Annotated in this window: 18 protein-coding genes and 2 pseudogenes; 13 read left to right on the top strand and 7 right to left on the bottom strand. The window is 43.8% G+C overall.

Features of this window, described 5'->3' with window-relative positions; genetic code table 11:
* The first annotated feature begins 4 nt into the window (after positions 1-4).
* Positions 5-817, top strand: coding sequence for a helix-turn-helix transcriptional regulator (locus AB4486_RS11555; protein WP_372117223.1), 813 nt, complete (start codon positions 5-7; stop codon positions 815-817).
* Between the two features lie 30 nt (positions 818-847).
* On the opposite strand, the gene AB4486_RS11550 is transcribed toward AB4486_RS11555, so the two are convergent.
* Positions 848-2,041, bottom strand: a complete 1,194-nt coding sequence (locus AB4486_RS11550; RefSeq protein ID WP_372117221.1) for an MFS transporter — start codon at positions 2,039-2,041, stop codon at positions 848-850.
* 132 nt (positions 2,042-2,173) lie between these two features.
* On the opposite strand from AB4486_RS11550, the pseudogene AB4486_RS11545 reads away from it, so the two are divergent.
* The 6 genes and pseudogenes from AB4486_RS11545 to AB4486_RS11520 all read left to right on the top strand — a co-directional run.
* Positions 2,174-2,791: pseudogene (locus AB4486_RS11545) on the top strand (D-serine ammonia-lyase); the annotation flags it as partial.
* Positions 2,792-3,016: 225 nt separating this feature from the next.
* Positions 3,017-3,817: a hypothetical protein gene (locus tag AB4486_RS11540; protein WP_372107119.1), complete on the top strand. Its 801-nt coding sequence runs from the start codon at positions 3,017-3,019 to the stop codon at positions 3,815-3,817.
* Between the two features lie 226 nt (positions 3,818-4,043).
* Complete coding sequence (locus tag AB4486_RS11535; RefSeq protein ID WP_029235242.1) at positions 4,044-4,505, top strand: hypothetical protein; 462 nt, start codon at positions 4,044-4,046, stop codon at positions 4,503-4,505.
* Positions 4,506-4,863: 358 nt separating this feature from the next.
* Positions 4,864-5,727 carry a delta-class carbonic anhydrase gene (locus tag AB4486_RS11530; RefSeq protein WP_372117219.1) on the top strand — a complete coding sequence of 288 codons (864 nt, stop codon included), beginning with the start codon at positions 4,864-4,866 and terminating at the stop codon, positions 5,725-5,727.
* 275 nt (positions 5,728-6,002) lie between these two features.
* Positions 6,003-6,857 (top strand): annotated as a pseudogene (locus AB4486_RS11525) (DUF1254 domain-containing protein); the annotation flags it as partial.
* 437 nt (positions 6,858-7,294) lie between these two features.
* Complete coding sequence (locus tag AB4486_RS11520) at positions 7,295-7,837, top strand: type II secretion system protein (protein WP_372102666.1); 543 nt, start codon at positions 7,295-7,297, stop codon at positions 7,835-7,837.
* A 95-nt stretch (positions 7,838-7,932) separates the two neighbouring features.
* On the opposite strand, the gene AB4486_RS11515 is transcribed toward AB4486_RS11520, so the two are convergent.
* Positions 7,933-9,315 carry an MATE family efflux transporter gene (locus AB4486_RS11515; RefSeq protein WP_372117217.1) on the bottom strand — a complete coding sequence of 461 codons (1,383 nt, stop codon included), beginning with the start codon at positions 9,313-9,315 and terminating at the stop codon, positions 7,933-7,935.
* Positions 9,316-9,722: 407 nt separating this feature from the next.
* Between AB4486_RS11515 and AB4486_RS11510 the strand changes: the two genes are divergently transcribed.
* Positions 9,723-10,541 carry a DUF2971 domain-containing protein gene (locus tag AB4486_RS11510; protein ID WP_241907072.1) on the top strand — a complete coding sequence of 273 codons (819 nt, stop codon included), beginning with the start codon at positions 9,723-9,725 and terminating at the stop codon, positions 10,539-10,541.
* Between the two features lie 331 nt (positions 10,542-10,872).
* On the opposite strand, the gene gcvP is transcribed toward AB4486_RS11510, so the two are convergent.
* The 3 genes from gcvP to AB4486_RS11495 form a co-directional block, all read right to left on the bottom strand.
* Positions 10,873-13,752 (bottom strand): aminomethyl-transferring glycine dehydrogenase, encoded by a 2,880-nt coding sequence (gcvP, locus tag AB4486_RS11505; RefSeq protein ID WP_372117215.1) that lies wholly within the window; start codon positions 13,750-13,752, stop codon positions 10,873-10,875.
* A gap of 88 nt (positions 13,753-13,840) precedes the next feature.
* Positions 13,841-14,221, bottom strand: a complete 381-nt coding sequence (gene gcvH / locus AB4486_RS11500) for a glycine cleavage system protein GcvH (protein ID WP_004730871.1) — start codon at positions 14,219-14,221, stop codon at positions 13,841-13,843.
* A gap of 51 nt (positions 14,222-14,272) precedes the next feature.
* Positions 14,273-15,565: a serine hydroxymethyltransferase gene (locus tag AB4486_RS11495; RefSeq protein WP_019822188.1), complete on the bottom strand. Its 1,293-nt coding sequence runs from the start codon at positions 15,563-15,565 to the stop codon at positions 14,273-14,275.
* A 441-nt stretch (positions 15,566-16,006) separates the two neighbouring features.
* Here AB4486_RS11495 and AB4486_RS11490 point away from each other — a divergent pair, with 441 nt between their 5' ends.
* The 3 genes from AB4486_RS11490 (at position 16,007) to AB4486_RS11480 (ending at position 19,552) form a co-directional block, all read left to right on the top strand.
* Positions 16,007-16,630 (top strand): helix-turn-helix domain-containing protein, encoded by a 624-nt coding sequence (locus tag AB4486_RS11490; RefSeq protein ID WP_017059847.1) that lies wholly within the window; start codon positions 16,007-16,009, stop codon positions 16,628-16,630.
* Positions 16,631-17,077: 447 nt separating this feature from the next.
* On the top strand, positions 17,078-18,211 hold the full coding sequence (gene gcvT / locus AB4486_RS11485) for a glycine cleavage system aminomethyltransferase GcvT (protein WP_017072174.1): 1,134 nt from the start codon (positions 17,078-17,080) through the stop codon (positions 18,209-18,211).
* Positions 18,212-18,490: 279 nt separating this feature from the next.
* Positions 18,491-19,552 (top strand): trypsin-like serine protease, encoded by a 1,062-nt coding sequence (locus tag AB4486_RS11480; protein WP_136981868.1) that lies wholly within the window; start codon positions 18,491-18,493, stop codon positions 19,550-19,552.
* Positions 19,553-19,652: 100 nt separating this feature from the next.
* Here AB4486_RS11480 and AB4486_RS11475 read toward each other — a convergent pair whose 3' ends face one another.
* Positions 19,653-19,949, bottom strand: coding sequence for a hypothetical protein (locus AB4486_RS11475; RefSeq protein WP_372083531.1), 297 nt, complete (start codon positions 19,947-19,949; stop codon positions 19,653-19,655).
* 224 nt (positions 19,950-20,173) lie between these two features.
* Here AB4486_RS11475 and AB4486_RS11470 point away from each other — a divergent pair, with 224 nt between their 5' ends.
* Positions 20,174-20,491, top strand: coding sequence for a helix-turn-helix transcriptional regulator (locus tag AB4486_RS11470; RefSeq protein WP_017059843.1), 318 nt, complete (start codon positions 20,174-20,176; stop codon positions 20,489-20,491).
* Between the two features lie 93 nt (positions 20,492-20,584).
* Here AB4486_RS11470 and arfB read toward each other — a convergent pair whose 3' ends face one another.
* Entirely contained in the window at positions 20,585-20,995 is a 411-nt protein-coding gene (gene arfB / locus AB4486_RS11465; RefSeq protein WP_017059842.1) for an alternative ribosome rescue aminoacyl-tRNA hydrolase ArfB, read from the bottom strand.
* Between the two features lie 87 nt (positions 20,996-21,082).
* On the opposite strand from arfB, the gene AB4486_RS11460 reads away from it, so the two are divergent.
* Positions 21,083-21,688 carry a beta-phosphoglucomutase family hydrolase gene (locus AB4486_RS11460; RefSeq protein ID WP_102427960.1) on the top strand — a complete coding sequence of 202 codons (606 nt, stop codon included), beginning with the start codon at positions 21,083-21,085 and terminating at the stop codon, positions 21,686-21,688.
* The last annotated feature ends 60 nt before the right edge of the window (positions 21,689-21,748 follow it).

Here is a 21,748-nt window from a genome sequence, read left to right as displayed (position 1 = left end):
TGAGATGAATCATCAATATCAAGTGACGATCTTTCGTGCAGAGCAGTTACAAAAACTGCGTAATGTGAGGATTCTATCTCCTAGTATCATTCAGATCATTACAGGCAGTAAGCGCCTGTTTTGGAAAGATTCAGCGGCAGAACTCTCACATTCTGAGCTGCTGTTGTGTGAGGCATCAGCTTCACTAAGTTTTGAGAACATGCCCCACAAAGGGCGCTTCTTATCACGAGTGTTCAGCTTTCAATTCCAACCTTCTCAGGCGATGCTTGATTTAAGTGAGGAACGCTCGAATGATCTGGGGCTGCCTAAAGTACAAGCGGATCGTAGCTTACAAGATTCACTCAATGCTCTGTTTTCCTTTGATAGACAAAGCATGAGTAAAGAGACCCAGCAGTTTTGGTTGCAGGGCTTATACCAGCAATTAGCCGAGAAGGGCGTACTGCATCGATTGTTTATTAGCTCAAACGTCTCGTTTAGCCAGAAACTCAGCCACTACCTTTCACATTCACCGGACGAGAAACATCCGTTAGAGTCGGTAGCAGAGCGCTTTGCGATGAGCCGCGCCACGCTTATCCGAAAATTGAAACTTGAAGGCATGCAATATCGAGAGGTTTTGGCTGAAGTTCGCTTGAGTCACGCGCTTTATCTGATGCAAAACGGGCAGCAGAATGTGGCGATGTTGGCTCAGTCTTGCGGTTACCAATCGGAAGGGCGTTTTAGTCAGCGCTTTAAAGGGAAGTTTGGTTTGTCGCCAAGTGAATACATCAAAACCGTCGTCAGCAATACAGTCGCGAGCAAATACAGTCGCGAGCAATAAAGTCGCGACGCCATAACCATTCTGTTTGTCCTAAACGCTCACTTTTTTGTCTCGTGCTGCCAATGCCGCGAAAATCGTGCACGCAAATGCAACAGATGCGATCAGCAGAATGGGAACGCTCCAAGAATCGGTTTGAGCATGAAGCTTACCCACCAGCGTTGGACCTGTTGCCGCTAAAGCATAACCAATTCCTTGCGCCATACCCGACAGCGATGCGGCTTGGCTGCTATTCGATGTACGTAAGCCGACAAAAGAGAGAGCAATAATAAACGTCGAGCAGTTGGCTAATCCAAACAGTCCCACCCAAAAAATCGCAAACTCAGGTAAATACAACAGGCCAATCAGTCCGACAAATACACTCGATGCACACAGAGTGATAAGCCATTGTTGGTTATCGCTTTTACCTAAGAACGGCAGTAACAGCAATCCCGGAACCATAGTCGAAAATTGTAGAAATCCGTAGATGTAACCCGCATCGATTTCGCTGTAGCCAAGGTCGTTCAAGATCTGTGGAAGCCAGCCTGCCAAAGAGTAGAAGGTAAATGAGTTAAGCCCAAGGGCTAGTGTCACTTGCCATGCAACGCCACTCTTGATCATTTTCTTCATCGGAATAGGCTTTTCTTGATGCTTGTTATTGGTTGCTGAAGAAGAACGCTTTCTGATTTTAGGCAACCAGATCATCAAAGCTAATATTGGGAATATTAGGTTCATTAACAGTGCTAACTGCCAACCCGTGATCGTGAATAAGGTTATATTTGAAAACGGCACCATCAAACTTGAGCCTAACGTCGAACCGATGCCCATCGTAAAAATGTACAAAGAAGTAACGGTCGCAATACGAGTAGGGAAGCTAATTTTCACTACAACGGGCAACAATACGTTACCAATCGCGATACCAAGTCCAATCATTACTGTGCCGATGTATAACGTCGGAATTGCTCCAAAAGAGCGCAGTGTAATACCCGTAGTGATCAGAACTAAGCCTAATAACAGGCTAGGCTCTAGACCAATTCGTTGGGATATCTTGGTGACTAATGGTGAGAATAAGGCAAAAGTTAACAGTGGCAAAGCTGTTAAGAAGCCAGCAGCCGATGACGTAAGGTTGAGGCCTTCCATAACCTGAGAAAGCACAGGAGCCAAGCTCGTAAAAGGCCCACGAAGGTTAAGTGCTAGGAATAGAATCCCTAACATCACGAAAATGCTATTACGAAGAGAGGCGCTCATAGGTTGTTCTACTGTTTGCTTATGAGAAGACAGGCTAGCCTACAGATCATTGAATGATTACACAAATACCGTTTAAATAGGTTTACTAATGATTGAACCTGCGCAGTACGCGCTTAGCCAGAAAAGTCACCCATGACTGTATTAAATATCGACAAGCTCATCTCGGACTTCCCACTGCTTCAACAATTGATTGCATTGGAAGAAGTGGTTTGGTTTAACCCAAATGTGACGACTCTGGAGCGCGGTTTGCTTTATGTGGGTTTAGGCGAACAAGATATTCACGATGCGAGCATGAGGCTGCAAAGGTTTGCTCCTTATCTAGCCAAGGCGTTTCCTGAAACTCAAGCGACCAATGGCATCATCGAGTCTGAGCTTGTTGACATTCCATCTATGAAATCAGCATTGGGAGCACATTATCAGCAGCCAATAAAAGGGCGTTTGATGATGAAGAAAGACAGCCATTTGCCGATTTCAGGTTCAATCAAAGCGCGTGGTGGTATTTATGAAGTACTAACACATGCCGAGAAGCTTGCGATTGAAGCGGGGTTACTGTGTGAGAGCGATGACTACAGCAAGCTGCTCGAACCTGAGTTTCGTAACTTCTTCCAACAATACAGCATTGCGGTAGGTTCAACGGGTAATCTAGGCATGTCGATCGGTATCATGAGTGCAAAATTGGGTTTTACGGTCTCTGTTCACATGTCGGCAGACGCGAGAGCTTGGAAGAAAAGCAAACTTCGTGAGCATGGATGGCGTCAACGTTGTTGCAAATATGAGCTGCTAAAAAGATAAGTCATGATAGAAGAGTGTTGTTTATAGCTTGTACACACTCTTTCTCACCTCTAAATCCCACCTTAATTCAAACAATAACTTGCACAGATCGTTATCCAAAACACACATTTTATAAATTAAGCTTCTTAGATGTTCTAACTATCAGTTAGGTTGAGTGGCATTCAACTTGATAGGGATTGAGCAATGCAGACGGACAAAGTGATACAGATAAGACACATAAACACACCAGAAAAATTACTCCAGCGTTTAGATGCGATTGGGGAGTCTTTGGAAGCATCGGGTAAGGCTCATGCTTTGCTGGGATTGGGCTCAGTAGGTATTGAAACAGAACGACTTGATCAGTATTCAGATGTCGATTTTTTCGCAATAGTGCAAACAGGGCACAAGCAGTATTTCTTAGACAGTTTGCATTGGCTATCTGATATTCACTCAATCGACTACGCAGTGAGAAATACCGTCGATGGCTATAAAGTTCTGTACGCTGACGGAATCTTTTGTGAGTTTGCAGTGTTTGAACCCCACGAGTTAGCGCACATTCCGTTTGCTGAAGGGCGTATTGTTTGGCAGCAACATGAATTTGATACACAGTGTTGTGTTTCACCAATAAAAGGGGAGACAGACACTAATTCCCAAGATTGGATCATTGGTGAGGCTCTAACCAATCTTTATGTGGGTATGTCTCGTTATAACCGAGGCGAAAAGCTGTCGGGCAGTCGGTTCGTTCAATCTTACGCACTCGATCGTTTGATCGATCTTGTGGATCAAACTGAACAGTCTGAGCCTGAATTCGTTGATGAATTTATGTCGGATAGAAGGCTAGAAGCACGCTTCCCTAAGTTTGCCCAATTGCTACCAACCTTTACCCAAGGCTACGAGCGCACCGCTGAATCGGCACTTGCCCAACTGGCATTCCTCAACACCCACTTCGCAGTCAACCAAGCCATGTGTGACCGAATCTCTGAACTGTGTTCCAGTAAAGATTAAGCTTATAGCGTGTGAATCCCCAAGCCTAACTGACACCACCTTTCAGATGATAAGCGGCGGGCAACCTAATTGAGCTCTCGAATTATTATTCTTAAGCACTAAACCCGTACGCTTTTGTTTACTCTTCAAGACCGTGACTGTTCGTGTTTACTCCGCTTATCACTGGATGTCGTCAGCCAAATAAAATACAATCGAACAATGTTTTATTAATTCGTGCTTTATCATTATGATGAGAAACTTACTCATATTCATCGTTAGCCTGTTCTTCTTAACAGCCTGTTCTTCAACGAGTAATCATCAGCTAGACGACGAGACATTGAGCAACGAAGACGCTATGTCGAAAAGTATAGAGGGAGAGAGTAATCTCGAGACTTCAAAGGATACAAACGCTGAGACCAGCGTTGATTCTTCCCATGATTCAATCGTTAATCATCAACCACTCACTAACCTTGATTCAAATAAAGACACGATAGCTCACGCCAATGCAGAGCCAGAATCAGTGGAGCCTTCTCAAATAGAAGCGACAGAAACAACTGAAAGCGATGCTAAGAGTGGCGGTGAAAAAGGCATCGGAAGCTATTTTATTCGTCATAATAAACCGACTAAGACGGTGATTAAATCACTAGAGGGCGTGACAGATGCATTGAACGTCATGACGTTTGGGATATTTGCCACCGGTAACGGTTAAATCGTTAACTTAGAACCACAACCTAATAGATAGAATGAAACGTGAAGGCGAGCCAGATGGTTCGCCTTTTTTGATCTTCTAAATCTGGCCACCGTTGTTCCTAAGAATCATGCTCACTTATCTGAGCGCTGAAGTCAGGCGACGGTTAACGAAAATAGGAAATTATTCGTTCTGGAAGGGACTCGCCGAATTTACCCTGTTTGACTTGTTATATGCATCAAGGGTTCTAATACTCATCCCAAAGTAAGCAATGAAATCTAATCTTACAAAGACAAGCCTTATATTCACTTATGAGCATAGTAAGATGTTTGCTGTTAAGTCGGTTTGGGTTTAGTTATCAATATTCTAGGGAAGAAAAATGAAGAATAAGAGTGTGTTTTTAAGTGCCGCATTGGTGATGTTGTCAGCTCATGCAAATGCATCAGACGCGAACCATGAGTCTGTATCAGATGGTGTTATCGCAGAACAAAGAGCAAAGCTTTCTGAAAATACCCAAGGACAAGGTTTTGGACCGCAAGCTCCAAGAGATTTGGGTTCATTAGAAGGTACAAATACTAGGCTGTTCTCGGATGCCCCTGATTCAACAGCGATGAACTTATGTAATATTCACTTCCATAAAAATGCTGAGCATAAAGGTGGAGAGTTTACTCAATACGCTGGTAACGGTGATGGTAAGGGATTCCAGAGTGGCTTTAAATACACAGGCAAGCTGAGTTCTGCTGAGCTGAAACCATTTGAGGGCAAGGTTTGTCCGAGCGAGCATGGTTCTTTGCATTCGGGTGACACCATTGAAGTTCACTATGTTTATTCAACGGCGCAAGTTGAACCGGGTGAAACACTGGGTGCTTGTTTTAACGATGCGATTACCAACCCGCAACTGCGTGTAGAAACCCAAGTTTACGTATTAGTGAATGACGACAAAGCACCCGACTTTGAAGCGCTCGCTAAACATTCAAAAGTGAACGGCTTACACCAAGCACCAAACATCCCACAAGATACGGGCTCAGCGATCCAATACGCAGGCTCTACAACGGGTCCTGGTTATAATGAGCAAGGTTCACCTTTCCAAGTAACATGGAGCGTTAGACCACAAGTCGCGAAAGTAAATATCGCGACAGTAGGTAGCTGGTGTGAAGGCAATGACTTTAACGAAGATCACGCCCACGGTGTGAGAAATTTGGTGGTTAACCCTGAGTTGTTATCACCCATTCGTAACGACTAAACGATTCTGGCGAACAAAATGATTAAGGCGAGCCAATAGGTTTAATGCCGTTCACTCTTAAGTGAACGGCATTAAACCGATGGGTTCGCCTTTTTAGTTGGATATAAATGCCATCGTTTAAACAGAGACTTGTTTGTTAGTCACAATGGTGCAATTATTTAACGAGTGATATTACTCAGATGCATGTCTTATGATGACTATCGAACAACAGCTTTCTCGGCTGGATCTAAACTTATTGGTGTCGTTAAGTGTTTTAATCAAAGAGAGGAACGTAACGCGAGCTAACGCCAACAGATGAACAGGATGTGGTTCGAATGAACCGAGACACCTACTACTCAATGGCAGTAATTAATGTATCAAAGGGGGCGACCGTCACGTTACCTGAGATCCCTGAAGGCAAGTACATGTCGATGGAAGTGATTACTGAAGATCACCGCATTCAGCCAATGCAATACGGTTCAGGTACGTTTGATCTTTCTACTCATAGCGGTGATCACGTTTACGTCATTGTTCGTACCGACGCGACATTCTCGAAAAATGAAGTTCATGAAATCCAAGATAAAATGAGCATTGATGCAAAAGCAGACGGCGAATTCATGGCAATGCAAGTGGATGAGAAATCATTCGATGAGGTAGAGAAAAACCTTAAGATGGAAATGCCAAAACTACTGAAACGCGATGGTGCTCAGGCGACGTTTGGTATGTTTACCAGCCCTGAAGATGCTTCAAAAGAGATGTTTACCAAAGAGAAGTACGCAGTGGGTGCGGCTATCGGTTGGGGTGGCGCGCAGTTAGATGACAATATTTACGAAGTCTCTGGCAACTTCCCGGCAGACACTTGTCATCAGGCAACCTTTGATGACCCTAAAAAACAAGCGTTTTGGTCGGTAACGGTCTACAACAAGCAAGGTTTCATGTTTGGTGAAGTGGCGAACGTAAGCTCAAACACGGCTGAGAAAAATGCAGACGGCACTTACACCGTAAGCTTTGGTTGTGGTGATGATGCAGTAAACAACATCAAAACAGAAAACGATTCTGGTGTGTTTAACTTAGCTTTCCGTCATTACATTCCAAGCCAAAAAGTACGTGATGGATTCCGAGTGCTTCCTTACGTGAAAGCAGTGAACTAATGTTGCGATAGTCGTACAACGATTATAGATGCGCGTTATTACCAAATGGCAATAACGCGCTTTTTTATGGATTCTATTTCATTTCTTGCTTTCTTAAGTGTAGAAACACAAAGGGCGACTCAAAAATGGTCTAACTTTGATTATACGCAGCGAGCCTCAGTTCAAATAAATCAATTAAACCTTCTTCCATCGATACTTTCAGTTGCACCACGCATTTGATCGAATTTAAACCCGCTGACACCTTATGTGATAACGCTTCCAGTTATCTTTTCAGCCTCTAAAGGGAACAAATACCACAACCAGCGTTATAAAAAGCGATAGCCGTGGAGTGTTATGAGTCCTATTTGAGGTGTATAGTTATAGGTAATTCATTGGGTTATTGAATGTTTAAGTTATCAAAAGATGCGGATGTCATGACGAAAAACGGATTTACTTTAATGGAATTAATCATCGTGATCGTGATACTCGGAGTATTAGCGGTAACGGCTGCTCCAAGATTCCTTGGTATTCAGGAATCAGCGAGAGAAGCGGTACTTGAAGGTGTTGCGGGTGCGATGGAAGGCGTGATCACGCAAGTGACTTCTAAAGCTATTATCGTTGGGCTTAACCCTGATGCATCAAACCCAGGAGATCAGAGCAACTATGTGATCGATTTTGGTATCGGTAGTGTTGAGGTTGACTGGGGCACACTTTGTCCGGAAAGCCGAGGGGAGTCGGGCGACAAATTGACGATGATCGATTTTATGACCTTATCAGATGATGACAGCTTAACTTCTGATTTTGGTAATCGACACACTGTGATCGGGTATGAATACGACTTTACCCAAGCTGAATTAGATAGTACGAACATAACGGATGCGGATCTAGAGACGCGCCAAGGTTGCTTTGTTCTTTATGACTCTTTTGGCCGAACAAATGGCAGCCAATGTCCTGATGAAGGATGTGAGTGTACAGTTCGTATTGTAAACAACAATTGTTAAACCGAACCCTGTAACTGATTTTAAGACTTCGAATAAAAAGCGCGTTATCGCCAATGGCAGTAACACGCTTTTTTGTATCAGTTTATTGGTTTATCTTAATTTGCTGTTACCGCATCTGCTGGTGGCAAGTCACGCTTCTTAATTACGTATCGCAAGCGAAGCAACATCAACGCAGCTGACACACTCAAGCCCGTTAGAATACCAATCCAAAAGCCTTCTTCACCCATTGCTGGAACAATGTGGTCTGTTAAGCCCAACACCATACCCAGTGGTAACGCTAAGCCCCAGTATGAAGCGATAGCTAAGATCATCGGGATCTTAGTATCTTTATAACCACGCAGTGCGCCGTTAGCAGAGGTTTGCAATGCATCACTGAACTGATACATAGCAGTAAAGGTCAACAATACCGCTGCTGTCGCACTTATTGCAGGGTCGGTGGTGTAAAGCCTAATGATCCACTCAGGGAACAGAAGGAACATCGCAACTGAAAGTAATGAAATCAACGCCGCAACCAAGATACCGACTTTGCTGCGTTCAATCGCGCCAAGTTCATCTTTTTCACCCAAAGCGTGTCCAACACGAATCGTAATGCCAAACGAGATACTCATCGGGATCACATAAGTGAGGCTCGATATATTGAGAGCGATTTGCGCCGCTGCCACATTCTCGGCACCAATACGGCCGATCATCAATGCGATAACCGCAAAGATACTGCCACACACTGCAATGTTCATCCCGATAGGTAAACCTAACCTTAAAAGATGATGCATCTCTTTTGCTTTTGGCTTAGCGTCTGTAAAGCTGATGATGGTTTTGTAATGATGATGGCCTTTAATGTAGGAATATAGCATGCCCGACATTAGCCAATACACTAAGCTTGTCGCCCAGCCACAACCCACAGCGCCCATTTCAGGGAAGCCCAACTTACCGTAAATAAGCACGTAGTTGACTGGAATGTTAATCAGCAAACCAATTACCGAAATGATCATCGGCACTTTGGTGTTGTTCATACCTTCACAGAAGCCGTTCAAGGTGTAGAACAGGGCAATACCCGGTACACCAAAGGCTAGGGCAAACGCATAGTCACTGCCGATAGGAATGATTTCAGCGGCAACCCCAATCCATTCTAAGATCGGTTTCGCACTAACCAAGTAAGCGATAAGCAGTACGCTAGCAATTAATGCCAACCAAACCATCTGGAAGAATTCAACAGAGATACTTTGAAAGTCGCGAGCGCCACGGTGGTAAGCGACTACAGGCGTTAACGCCATAATCACACCACGTAGTAGCAGCAACACCGGAATCCAGAGGCTAGTGCCGAGTGCAATAGCGGCGAGATCGGCAGGGCTTACTTGGCCAGCCATTGTCGTATCGACAAATCCCATCGCTTGGGTAGCTATTTGAGTCAAAATGATTGGAATCGAAAGATGCATAAGCGCACCCGATTCACGAGTAAAAGGACGAAGTTTCGTTAGCATGGAAGTTCAAAACACCAATATAAATGCACCAGTGATGGCAGGATGGCCGGTGTGCATTTTAGGATGTGCCCCGTTGGACGGGCGACAATATAAACACCTTACCGTATAGGGTCAAGCATTGGATTTATTGAGTTTCACTAGCTTTGATGTAGGGGTAGATTCTGATGGTCAAAACACAATACCAACTCACGTAAGTTATTGATTTATTGTGAATCATGCTAGATGGATAATTTCTATATTTGCCACGATAATCACTAATCTAACGGTATAAGTGATTGTTATGGAAAGACAAAGGCTAGTACAATTGGTGGCATAAAGAACTAGATAGAAGCATTCTGTATTTAAATGGGGAATGTTTCGGTCTAATAACTGTATACAATTGAAAATATCAACTGAGTAGTAATAGTATGATGCTTTATAAATATATGTCTTTTAACTCCGCAGTCCTCATGCTTAAGAATCTCTCGCTCGGTTTCACTGGGTTAGAGGATCTTAATGACCCGTTTGAGGGGACAAATTTTGGTTTTTCTGCCACAGGTAGTATTTCACCACGTAATGCTGTTCGAGTTTTCAAAGGGCATTTTTCGCGAAAATATGCGGTGTCATCGTTAACTAGAAACCCTCTCAACTCTCTAATGTGGTCGCACTATGGGGATAGTCATAGAGGGGTTGTGATTGGTATTGATGCTGAAGAATGTGGGCTTACTTCAAACCAAGAATTTATAATCCCTGCTCAATTAGGTGAGATAATTTATGTCAGTACAAAAAATAAAGACTTAAATGGTGTGCCATCTCAAAAGCATCTAGATGAACTACGAACTTCGACGGTTTTCAGTCCTGAGATTAAGAACTATTTAAAGCAAGCATTTTTATATAAATCATTAGAGTGGGGTTATGAAGAAGAAGTTCGTGTCATAAAAAGCCTTACCGATTTTAAGTTTGGCTATCACACTAAGGAAGATCAGCTTCTGACAAATGATGGCAGGTGGAATAAGGTTAGAAATAGTTATCTAGGACAACCCTTGTTTTGTTATAAAGTCCCAAAGTCAGGTATTAAAGAAATTTACCTTGGAGCTAATGTATACCGCAATGTTGCTCGCATCGAAGAGGGAGCACATGAACAACGCGTTAAGGATGATCTCGATTTCTTGAAGTCATTTGGCTGTAGGGTATTCAAGTGCGAGCCTGACGCACAAACGTGGGATCTTATGCCTGTAGAGTTGTAAGCTAACAAACAACTGTAGAGCCAATATCAACTTGGCGCTATCTATCTTCTGTATACTATTACTTCTTAGCTTAAATCTGGCGCTGTATAGCTTCTACTGCCACAAAGCCAAAGACCAATCCCAAGCGTTACTTTTAGAAGCAAGCCAAGAGGGGCTCCACCTTTTGGCGCTTTATTGCAACATCCCATAATCAGTTCCTAATTCATCGTTGGTTTCACTCAACCTTAAACCTTTCCCTTACGGTAAGGTCAATGCTTTCTTAGTCATATAATCTGAAAAACAAAAAAGCGAACCAAGTGGTTCGCTTTTGTTTATCTAAAATCTACAAAAATTAGTCTTCGTAGTTGTCGATGCTTGGGCAAGAACAAATTAGGTTACGGTCGCCGTATACGTTGTCTACACGGTTAACTGTTGGCCAGTACTTCGAGTTCTTCGTTGCTTTCGATGGGAAGCAAGCAAGTTCACGAGAGTAAGGGCGATCCCATTCTGTGCCTGAAAGGTCAACTTGTGTGTGCGGTGCGTTCACTAGAGGGTTGTTGTCTAGTGGCCATTCACCCGCTTTCACTGCTGCCATTTCGTGACGGATTGCGATCATCGCTTCACAGAAACGGTCTAGCTCTTCTAAATCTTCAGATTCAGTTGGCTCAACCATTAGCGTGCCTGCTACTGGGAAAGACATAGTAGGCGCGTGGAAACCGAAGTCCATTAGACGCTTAGCAATATCTTCTTCGCTGATGCCTGTGTCTTCTTTAAGCGGACGAATATCGATAATACATTCGTGCGCTACGCGGCCGTTAGTGCCACGGTAAAGAACAGGGTAGTGAGGACGTAGTTTCTCCATCACGTAGTTCGCGTTCAGAATCGCTACTTTAGTTGCGTCTGTTAGGCCAGGTTCGCCCATCATTGCGATGTAAGCCCAAGAGATAGGTAAGATTGAAGCACTACCTAGATCTGCAGCTGATACCGCGTAGTCAGAACCTTGTACACCGTTTTCGATGTGACCTGGTAGGAAAGGTGCTAGGTGCGATTTAACACCGATAGGACCCATACCCGGACCGCCACCACCGTGTGGGATACAGAATGTTTTGTGTAGGTTCAAGTGAGATACGTCTGAACCGATGAAGCCAGGTGAAGTTAGGCCTACTTGAGCGTTCATGTTCGCGCCGTCTAGGTAAACTTGACCGCCCGCTGCGTGTACTTGTTCACACACTTCTTTCACTTGCTCTTCGTATACGCCGTGCGTAGAAGGGTAAGTGATCATGATGCTTGATAGGTTTTCTTTGTGCTTCTCGATTTTCGCTGCTAGGTCTGTCATGTCGATGTTGCCATCTTCATCACACTTAACAACCACTACCTTCATTGAAACCATTGATGCTGTTGCAGGGTTAGTACCGTGCGCAGAGCTTGGAATCAGACAAACGTTACGGTGAGCTTCACCGCGGCTTGCGTGGTAACGTTGAATCGCGATTAGACCTGCGTATTCGCCAGATGCACCAGAGTTAGGCTGTAGTGAGAAATCGTCGTAACCGGTGATTTCACATAGCTTCTCTTTAAGATCTTTCGCTAGCGCTGTGTAACCCGCTGCTTGTTCAAGAGGTGCGAATGGGTGAATTGAACCAAACTCAGGCCATGTTACTGGAATCATCTCAGCAGCAGCGTTCAGCTTCATTGTACAGCTGCCCAGTGGGATCATGCCGTGCGTTAGTGAGAAGTCTTTGTTCTCAAGCTGTTTTAGGTAACGCATCATTTGCGTTTCGCTGTGGTGCGTGTTGAATACTGGGTGAGTTAGGAACTCTGATTCACGACGGCAGTTTTCTGGAATTGCTGCAAACTCGTTTGATGCAATGTCAGAAGATAGCGCTTGAACGTCTTCTTTCACGTCGAAGATAGCGAACAATGCGTTCACGTCGTCGACTGTGGTTGTTTCATCTAAGCTGATACCGATCTTACCTTTAAGAAGGCGAAGGTTGATGTCTGCTGCTTGCGCTTTTGCGTACAGTGCATCTGTCTTCTCTTCTGAGTTGATTGTGATGGTATCGAAGAAGCTGTTGTTCGTTAGCTCGTAACCTGCTTTGGTCAGACCAGCCGCTAGGATAGCTGTCATGTGGTGTGTACGACGAGCAATAGTACGTAGGCCTTCTGCACCGTGGTAAACCGCGTAGAAAGACGCCATGTTTGCTAGAAGTGCTTGAGCTGTACAGATGTTCGATGTCGCTTTTTCGCGGCGGATGTGTTGCTCACGAGTTTGCATCGCCATACGTAGCGCTTGGTTACCGTGCGTATCGATCGAAACACCGATTACGCGACCTGGCATTGTACGCTTATGCTTTTCACGAGTACCCATGAATGCAGCGTGTGGACCGCCGTAACCCATAGGAACGCCGAAACGTTGCGCTGAACCGATTACTACGTCTGCGCCCATTTCGCCAGCAGGCTTAAGTAGAGCAGAAGCAAGTAGGTCAGTAGCCACTGTAACCAGTGTTTTGTTAGCTTGAGCTTTCGCAATGATGTCTGTTAGGTCACGCACTTCACCCGTTGTACTCGGGTATTGAAGAAGCGCACCAAATACGTCTTGCTCTGGAAGTGTTTCAAGAGCACCAACCATTACTTCAAAACCGATGTACTCAGCACGAGTTTTAACAACTTCTAGTGTTTGAGGGTGAACATCATCAGCAACGAAGAATACTTTGCTCTTGCTTTTGCCAGCACGCTTACACAGTGTCATAGCTTCGCCAGCCGCTGTCGCTTCATCAAGAAGGGATGCGTTCGCGATTTCCATACCGGTTAGGTCCATTACCATTTGTTGGTAATTGAGTAGAGCTTCAAGACGACCTTGAGAAATCTCTGGTTGGTATGGTGTGTAAGCTGTGTACCAGCCTGGGTTCTCTAAAACGTTACGTAGAATAACGTTTGGAGTGAATGTGTTGTAGTAGCCTTGGCCAATGAAAGTACGTTTCACTTGGTTTAGGTTAGCGATCTCTTTAAGAGAGGTCAGCATGTCCATTTCGCTCAGTGGCGCAGCAAGTGTCATTGGTTTTTCAAGACGGATTTGTGCAGGAACCGTTTCGTCGATCAGTGCGTCTAAGCTAGTCGCGTTGATCGCTTCAAGCATTTTCTGCTGGTCTGCTTTATTTGGGCCGTTATGACGAGCAACAAACTCGTTTTGAGTACCCAAGTCTTTTAGTAATTGGCTTTGAAGTAATTCAGTCATGATATGTTCTACTTTCTCTTTGGAGCCGTGAGCTAGCCCCTAAAATTAAGCTGCTCTAAAGAGCAGCTTTATCGTAATGAGGAACCTATTAGTCTTCTTCGATAGAGCTTAGGTATTCTTCCGCATCTTTAAGGTTGTTTAGTTCAGACGCATCAGACATCTTCACTTTAACAATCCAACCACCTTCATAAGATTCTTCGTTAATTAACTCAGGGCTATCTTCTAATTCTTCGTTGATTTCTACGATTTCGCCAGAGATTGGTGCGTAGATATCAGAAGCTGCTTTCACTGATTCAACGAGAGAGAAGCTTTCGCCAGCTTCGATTTCGTCTCCAGTGTCAGGCAGGTCAACAAACACAACGTCACCTAGCATCTCTTGAGCGTGCTCAGAAATACCGATTGTTACAGTACCGTCACCGTTGTCTTTTACCCACTCGTGGCTGTCTGCAAACTTTAGTGTATTGTCCATTGCTTATTCTCCAAAAATTTATGAGGTTTTAATTTAAATCTTAAAAACGGTTTAACGGTAAAGAGGGAAGCGCTTGCAAAGCTCTTTAACTTGCTTGCGAACACGTTGCTCAACTTCAGCATTGCCTTCAGGGCTTTCAACTAAGCCATCAAGTACATCGCCGATCCATTCACCGATAAGTTTGAATTCTTCAGTGCCAAAACCACGACTGGTTCCAGCTGGCGTGCCTAAACGGATACCAGAAGTAATCATAGGCTTCTCTGTATCGAATGGTATGCCATTTTTGTTACATGTGATCCCTGCACGCTCTAATGCTTCTTCAGTTACGTTACCTTTCAAGCCCTTAGGACGAAGGTCAACCAGCATTAGGTGCGTGTCAGTTCCGCCTGTCACAATGTCACAACCGCGAGTTTGCAACACTTCAGCAAGAACTTTTGCGTTGTCGATCACTGAATCAATATAAGTATTAAATTCTGGGCCAAGTGCTTCGCCAAACGCCACTGCTTTAGCCGCGATAACGTGCATTAGTGGGCCGCCTTGAAGGCCAGGGAACACTGCAGAGTTGATCTTTTTGTTGATGTCTTCGTGGTTCGTCAGAATCATACCGCCGCGTGGGCCACGAAGTGTTTTGTGCGTTGTTGTAGTAACAACGTGTGCGTGTGGTAGTGGGCTAGGGTGAGCACCTGTCGCGATAAGACCCGCGATGTGTGCCATATCAACCATTAGGATAGCGCCAACTTCGTCAGCGATTTCACGGAACTTAGCGAAATCAATAACGCGTGGGATAGCACTACCACCAGCAATAATCATTTTAGGTTGGCTTTCGATAGCTAAAGCGCGAACCGCTTCGTAATCGATTTCTAGAGTTTCGCGGTCTACGCCGTATTGAACTGCGTTGAACCATTTACCAGACATTGCAGGGCGCGCACCGTGTGTTAGGTGGCCACCAGCGTCAAGAGACATACCTAGGATAGTGTCGCCAGGTTGAAGTAGCGCAAGTTTAACTGCACCGTTTGCTTGAGCGCCAGAGTGAGGCTGTACGTTTACGTATTCACATTTGAACAGCTGTTTAGCGCGTTCAATCGCGATAGCTTCAACGGTATCTACGTGCTCACAACCACCGTAGTAACGACGGCCTGGATAACCTTCCGCGTATTTATTGGTTAGGCAAGTGCCTTGAGCTTGCATTACTGCTTTAGAAACGATGTTCTCAGAAGCAATAAGTTCGATTTGTTCGTTTTGACGAGTGTTCTCTGCTTGGATTCCAGCAAATACAGCATCGTCAGTACCAGATAGGTTTGTAGAGAAAAAACTGTCTAAGCTATGGTTTTGGTAAGCGTTCATTGTCGAGACCTTTCATTAAGCTAATGGTGATTGTTTTTATAGTCCATTAGGTCTTACGTTGATTTCTGCATCGGTATCGTTTGCGCTATATAGGTATAAATAAACGTGAATAGCGTTATAAATATACTCTTACAGCGTCTAAGCGATCGTTGTAGGGTCAATGCAGCACGAATTGTTTCCCAAAAAAGTTCGGGTAAAAACAGCTCTTACAAATGTTAAATTTATCATTTGCAGCAAGCTGAAGTAGCATCTCTTCATCTAACAAGTCGATAACATAGCTCCGTTAAATTCAATTTTCAACAAAAATTTCCAATAGGAAACAACTTTTCTGGTTTTGCTACGGGGAGCACGCTTTATTTCTGTGTGCGCTCTTTAATCAACAAAGCGCTTCATGCAACAATGAGTTTAATAGACAGGAAGTAAGAAATTAATGAGGGACCTATGTCAGAAGACATTTATGATGAGTACCCATCTTTAACGTTGGCGAAAGAAACGTTAGACCAGAATATTGAACCACTTAGGCTCGGCCAGCGTATTAAAGATATCCGCAGCAAACTGGGCATTACGTTAGAAGAGGCGAGCCAACGTACTGGTTTGGCGCGCTCTACGCTGAGTAAAATCGAGAACGAACAAATCTCACCGACGTTCCAAGCGATGCAGAAATTGGCTATGGGTTTGCAAATTGATATGCCGCAACTCTTTGAGCCACCAAGAAAAAAGGTTGCCACAGGACGTCGTGATTTAACTAAAGCAGGTCAGGGCAAACCTCACCCAACTCCGACTTACGAGCATGAACTGCTCGCGACAGAACTTTCGAATAAGAAGATGATGCCGTTCAAGAGCCGAGTGAGAGCACGCACCTTTGAAGAGTATAACGATTGGGTTCGCCACGATGGTGAGGAGTTCTTGATGGTGATCTCTGGTGATGTGATGTTCTACTCAGAATTCTATGAGCCGGTACCCATGAGCGAAGGTGACAGCATGTATTACGACGCCAACATGGGGCATATGTTGATTTCTACTAGTACAGAAGATGCACTGATTTTGTGGGTGACTGCAAAATAAGTTAACAAAGTTAGAATTTCTTATAGTGAATGCAAACGTTTGCTTTTGTTTCTAACGTTTGCCAAAAGACGCGATGTTGGTGTGAAAAGCATCAATATCGCGTTTTTGTATGCGACTGAAAGTTGTTTTTAAATTGTTAAATATCACATTTTGAGCTGTTTTAATCTTGTTAAGGGTGTAAAACTGACTCAGGCTTGTTTACTATAGTGAACACGGTTTACTCATGTTGATTGAAGTTTACTGAAGTGAATTCTTAGAAAGTGAGTCGTATAGCTTTTATACAGAAGCCTCTTTTTATATCGCTAGTAATAAAAGCCTATATAGAAGACATCACTTTTTACTATCTACTGTTTCTAACGTTAACCCATATCGTTAGAGGCGACTCTAAATAGAGATATAAGCGGCAGATTCGATTTGGAAAGCCTGCAACGCTTCATGGAGAATAAAATGACTCAAGAACACGCTAATCAAGACCTACTAAAAACACCTCTGCATGCACTTCACGTTGAAGTCGGCGCAAAAATGGTTCCTTTTGCTGGCTACGACATGCCAGTTCAGTATCCACTAGGTGTAAAGAAAGAGCACTTACACACTCGTGACGCTGCTGGTCTTTTTGATGTTTCTCACATGGGGCAACTGCGTCTACACGGTGAAAATGCAGCCGCTGTTTTAGAATCTCTGGTTCCAGTAGATATTATCGACCTGCCTTCTGGTAAGCAGCGCTACGCGTTCTTTACTAATGAACAGGGCGGCATCATGGATGATCTTATGGTTGCTAACCTTGGCGATCACCTATTTGTTGTTGTGAACGCGGCTTGTAAAACACAAGATATCGACCACCTAACGGCTCACCTTCCTGCAGATGTAGAAATGGAAGTGATTGATGACCGCGCTCTATTAGCACTTCAAGGCCCTAAAGCGTCTGAAGTTCTTGCTCGTTTCCAACCAAGCGTTGCAGACATGCTGTTCATGGATGTTCAAAAAGTCGATATCGACGGCGTAGAGTGCATTGTGAGCCGCAGTGGTTACACAGGTGAAGATGGCTACGAAATCTCAGTACCGAACGATCACGCTGAAGCACTTGCTCGTAAACTAACATCAGAAGCAGAAGTAGAGTGGATTGGCCTTGGTGCTCGTGACTCACTTCGTCTTGAGTGTGGTCTATGTCTGTACGGTCACGATCTAGATACAACAACAACGCCGGTAGAAGCTAGCCTTTTATGGGGTATCCAAAAAGTGCGTCGTACTGACGGTGAACGTGCAGGCGGTTTCCCTGGCGCTGATATCATCCTTGAGCAAATCGCGACTAAAGACGTTCAACGCAAGCGTGTTGGTCTTGTTGGTCAGACTAAAGCACCAGTACGTGAAGGCGCTGAGCTGTTCGATGCTGAAGACAACAAGATTGGCGTTGTAACAAGTGGTACTGCGGGTCCTAACGCGGGCAAGCCTGTTTCTATGGCTTACGTTCGTACTGACCTAGCGGTTATTGGCACTGAAGTATTCGCTGAAGTTCGTGGCAAGAAGCTACCAATGACAGTAGAAAAAATGCCATTCGTACCTCAGCGTTACTATCGTGGCTAATCTCTTTTAAGAGAAACCACTAAGCTAAATGAAAGCCTATTGTTTGCTTCTCTTTATTGGGAAGCCTAACGGTAGGCTTTTTTGATTTTGGTAGCGTATGTCTTTGGTAACGTATTGCTTTTAACGTTACCCACTAACAACGGTTACTTAAAATTCGTTTATAAAATGAGATATGTGGCGATATCGTTACAAATACTTACTATAATCACGATTGTGACGTGTTATGGTGACGATTCATCATTTTTGTAAATAAGTAGTAGGGGTTACAAGGAGTTAACTATGAACGTAAACCATACAATGAGTCCGGTTCGTAAAGCCGTTTTAGGGCTTTTAGCGCCATTAATTTACACATCAAGTGTTATGGCAACGGAAAACACGGACGAAAGTACTCCTGATTTGGGTGTAACACCCTATATTGTGAATGGTAGCGACGCTTCAGTCACGGAATTTCCTTCGATGGCAAGCTTGTTCATTGATCGTATTGATTATGACGGTGTTTACTCAACAGGCCCTTACTGTGGTGCGACAATTTTAGATAACTATCATGTACTGACTGCTGCACACTGTATTTATGGTGATGAGAATGCTCAACTTTTCACGGTAGTTGTTCCTCAATTGGAAGATACTTCTCTATTCCCTAACGGTAGCATCCAGAAAGTACGAGTATCTGAGGTGTATTATCGAACGGATTATTCAAACAGTATCAATCAACTATTAAGAAATGATATTGCGATTTTAAAGTTAGAAGCTTCTCTTAACCTTCAATCCTCAGCTGAAACTGTTATCCCTCAATTTGATACATACCTTAATGCTGCGAATGATTTCGTTGCAGTTGGCCATGGTGACATCGAGACTGATGTTGATGGTACGACATTGCTACAACAAGTTGACCTGACATATGTTGATACTCTTAATTGTAAAGCTGTTTTCGGTCCGTTAGTCACTGATAAACAAATTTGTTTCAACGGTAACGGACCGAATAATGGCTTATACGGGGGTACATGCCAAGGCGATTCTGGTGGTCCGGTGTTTTGGAAAAATGGCTCTACATATGAACAGGTCGGTATAACGAGTTTTGGGCCGACTACTTGCGGTGATGACATCGGCGTAACATCTGTATTTACAGAGGTATATGATTATAAAGATTGGATTACGGATGTAACTAAAGGGGTAAATGATAGCACGGAAACTGTCCAGTTTACCGCGACAGAGGCAAAACGAGTTGCTGTTGCTGGGACAAGTGCGTCAACTGGCTCTGGTAGCAGTGGCGGAGGTATTTCATTTGGTTTGCTAGGGATGCTGATGTTGATTGCTGGTGTTAGAAAAGCAGTTAAACGTTAGATCTTCAATGTTTTGAACAAGTCGACGCTTTATTTAAAGATAGCGTCGACTTTTTATTTTTTACTTTTGCAGGTGTGCAGTTGGTTAGTTGCTTGTAGAACTAGTTACTCAGCTCGATAACCGCTTTACGGCTGTATCTTTCTAGAATCTCATCCATCTCTTTTATCGCAGCATTGATGCTTTTAATCCCACCTTGAGCCACACCTTTTTCATTTTCGTTCAATGCAGAAAAAGCTTGCTTTAATTCCTTACCTTCCAACATGTTCCCGTGCAGCAACACCTCTTTGTACGTGAGTAGCTTATGTTGTATTGCAATAATTTCTGGGCGGGGATTGTCTGATTCTAATGCGTGACTAATGCAAGGAAATGCCGATTTATAACGATTCGCAATTTCCAATATGACGTCTTTCTTATTCGCAATTTTTCTAATTTCCCAACACTTGAATACTCAAGTTACCTAGCCTGTACGTTCACAACTGATATCAGTGTGAAGGTTTATGAAACGTAACGGTTTTTATCAAGCGAATAATATGCCTTTGATGGCTTATGTAAACCATCACAAGTCAATATGGTCTGCTTCTTGCGGGATTTAGGACATAACTGTCTTTTGAGGATGAGCTTATGTCACAAGAACCCATAATATTGGCGCTGATTGAGCGTAGGAAACAAGCAAACTTGTCTCAAGAAAAGTTAGCCTCGAGTGCAGGAATGAGCTTAAAAACCTATCAAAGGATTGAACGCGGAGAGGCGGACATCAAGATGTCTCAGTATCGTTCAATCACTAGAACCTTAAAAGTGACGGATTTGGATGTGGTGCTTGATATTGTTGGCGCATCACAAGTAACAGCGGAAGATGTAGCTGCGGTCAGTCGTCTGCTGACCAGCGAAGAGCGCCTGTTGTTGATCAAGCTGATTTTGTCGGTCAAAAAGAAGCAGTAGTCTTTCTTTCAAATAAACAGCGTAATAGATCGATTCGTTAGTCAAATTGACAGATACTTCTAGGGTAATGTGTTCTCTGAGGGCATGAAGCCATCAGCTCACTCTTCCACGCAGCTGTTTGGTGGTGCTTCTTTGTTTTTTGCTTTCTAAACGTCTTTTCTGAGAGCCACGCGTCGGCTTAGTTGCTCGTCTTACTTTTTGAACCTTTGTCGCTTCCAAGATCAATTCTTTCAAGCGCACTAAAGCATCATCTCGGTTTTGTTCCTGAGTTCTATACTGTTGCGCTTTAATGATAATCACACCGTCTTTGGTGATGCGGCTATCTTTGTGTGCGAGGAGCTTTTCTTTATAGAAGTCAGGTAGGGTAGAGTGCTTGATATCAAAACGTAAATGTATCGCGCTCGATACTTTATTGACGTTCTGACCGCCGGCTCCTTGTGCTCTGATCGCTGTTAACTGGAGTTCCCAGTCTTGAATCGAAACAGAGTTAGATATTTGTAACATAAACATCCATTTTGAACGGTAATATGGCGCCATGATACTGAATATTGGTTATGGTATCAGTAACTTTATTTAAGAGTGGTAGTAGTGATGAAAATAGATTTAACGGCATATGAAGGATTAATCTTTGATATGGACGGTACGTTGATCGATACAATGCCTGCACATGTAAAGGCGTGGGAGCGAACGGCTGAAGAGTTTGGCTTTCATTTTGAAGCGTCTTGGCTGCATAGCTTAGGTGGCATGCCGAGTTATAAGATAGCCGGTGAGGTGAACAGCAAATACGGTTTATCGCTCGACCCACAAGCGGTTTCTACGTTTAAAATGGCGTCGTTTGCGGCTATCGAAGACAAAGGAGACGTTATCCCTTGTACTCACTCTCTGTTGTTAGAGCATCTGGGTAACAAGAAGATTGCAGTCGGAACGGGCAGTCAACGTAAAAGTGCCGAACAGTTACTGGATAAGACAGAGATCTTGAGTAAGCTCGATATTCTCGTGACAGCAACAGACGTTAAGAATCACAAACCAAATCCGGATACTTTCTTAGATGCGTGTTTTGGTATGGGTTTGCAGCCAAAGCAGTGTGTTGTGTTTGAAGATACGAACCTAGGTAAGCAGGCTGCTCATGCTGCGAACATGGATTGTATTCTAGTGGTAGAGGGGAACACACTAGAGTTCTATCCTGCACCAAGCTGATTGCAAGGATTGGGTTGTTAAACCGCCAAACTAATAGCCTAGCGGAACAATACTGATTTT

Source organism: Vibrio sp. 10N.222.55.C6 (assembly GCF_041473395.1).
Taxonomy (GTDB): Bacteria; Pseudomonadota; Gammaproteobacteria; order Enterobacterales; family Vibrionaceae; genus Vibrio; species Vibrio crassostreae_C.
This window is presented reverse-complemented; position numbering and strand designations above follow the sequence as displayed.

Excerpts from the sequence above, each read along its gene's own strand:
- AB4486_RS11555 (WP_372117223.1), top strand. The coding sequence starts at position 5 with ATGAATCATCAATATCAAGTGACGATCTTTCGTGCAGAGCAGTTACAA.
- AB4486_RS11550 (WP_372117221.1), bottom strand. The coding sequence starts at position 2,041 with ATGAGCGCCTCTCTTCGTAATAGCATTTTCGTGATGTTAGGGATTCTA.
- AB4486_RS11540 (WP_372107119.1), top strand. The coding sequence starts at position 3,017 with ATGCAGACGGACAAAGTGATACAGATAAGACACATAAACACACCAGAA.
- AB4486_RS11535 (WP_029235242.1), top strand. The coding sequence starts at position 4,044 with ATGATGAGAAACTTACTCATATTCATCGTTAGCCTGTTCTTCTTAACA.
- AB4486_RS11530 (WP_372117219.1), top strand. The coding sequence starts at position 4,864 with ATGAAGAATAAGAGTGTGTTTTTAAGTGCCGCATTGGTGATGTTGTCA.
- AB4486_RS11520 (WP_372102666.1), top strand. The coding sequence starts at position 7,295 with ATGGAATTAATCATCGTGATCGTGATACTCGGAGTATTAGCGGTAACG.
- AB4486_RS11515 (WP_372117217.1), bottom strand. The coding sequence starts at position 9,315 with ATGCTAACGAAACTTCGTCCTTTTACTCGTGAATCGGGTGCGCTTATG.
- AB4486_RS11510 (WP_241907072.1), top strand. The coding sequence starts at position 9,723 with ATGATGCTTTATAAATATATGTCTTTTAACTCCGCAGTCCTCATGCTT.
- gcvP (WP_372117215.1), bottom strand. The coding sequence starts at position 13,752 with ATGACTGAATTACTTCAAAGCCAATTACTAAAAGACTTGGGTACTCAA.
- gcvH (WP_004730871.1), bottom strand. The coding sequence starts at position 14,221 with ATGGACAATACACTAAAGTTTGCAGACAGCCACGAGTGGGTAAAAGAC.
- AB4486_RS11495 (WP_019822188.1), bottom strand. The coding sequence starts at position 15,565 with ATGAACGCTTACCAAAACCATAGCTTAGACAGTTTTTTCTCTACAAAC.
- AB4486_RS11490 (WP_017059847.1), top strand. The coding sequence starts at position 16,007 with ATGTCAGAAGACATTTATGATGAGTACCCATCTTTAACGTTGGCGAAA.
- gcvT (WP_017072174.1), top strand. The coding sequence starts at position 17,078 with ATGACTCAAGAACACGCTAATCAAGACCTACTAAAAACACCTCTGCAT.
- AB4486_RS11480 (WP_136981868.1), top strand. The coding sequence starts at position 18,491 with ATGAACGTAAACCATACAATGAGTCCGGTTCGTAAAGCCGTTTTAGGG.
- AB4486_RS11470 (WP_017059843.1), top strand. The coding sequence starts at position 20,174 with ATGTCACAAGAACCCATAATATTGGCGCTGATTGAGCGTAGGAAACAA.
- arfB (WP_017059842.1), bottom strand. The coding sequence starts at position 20,995 with ATGTTACAAATATCTAACTCTGTTTCGATTCAAGACTGGGAACTCCAG.
- AB4486_RS11460 (WP_102427960.1), top strand. The coding sequence starts at position 21,083 with ATGAAAATAGATTTAACGGCATATGAAGGATTAATCTTTGATATGGAC.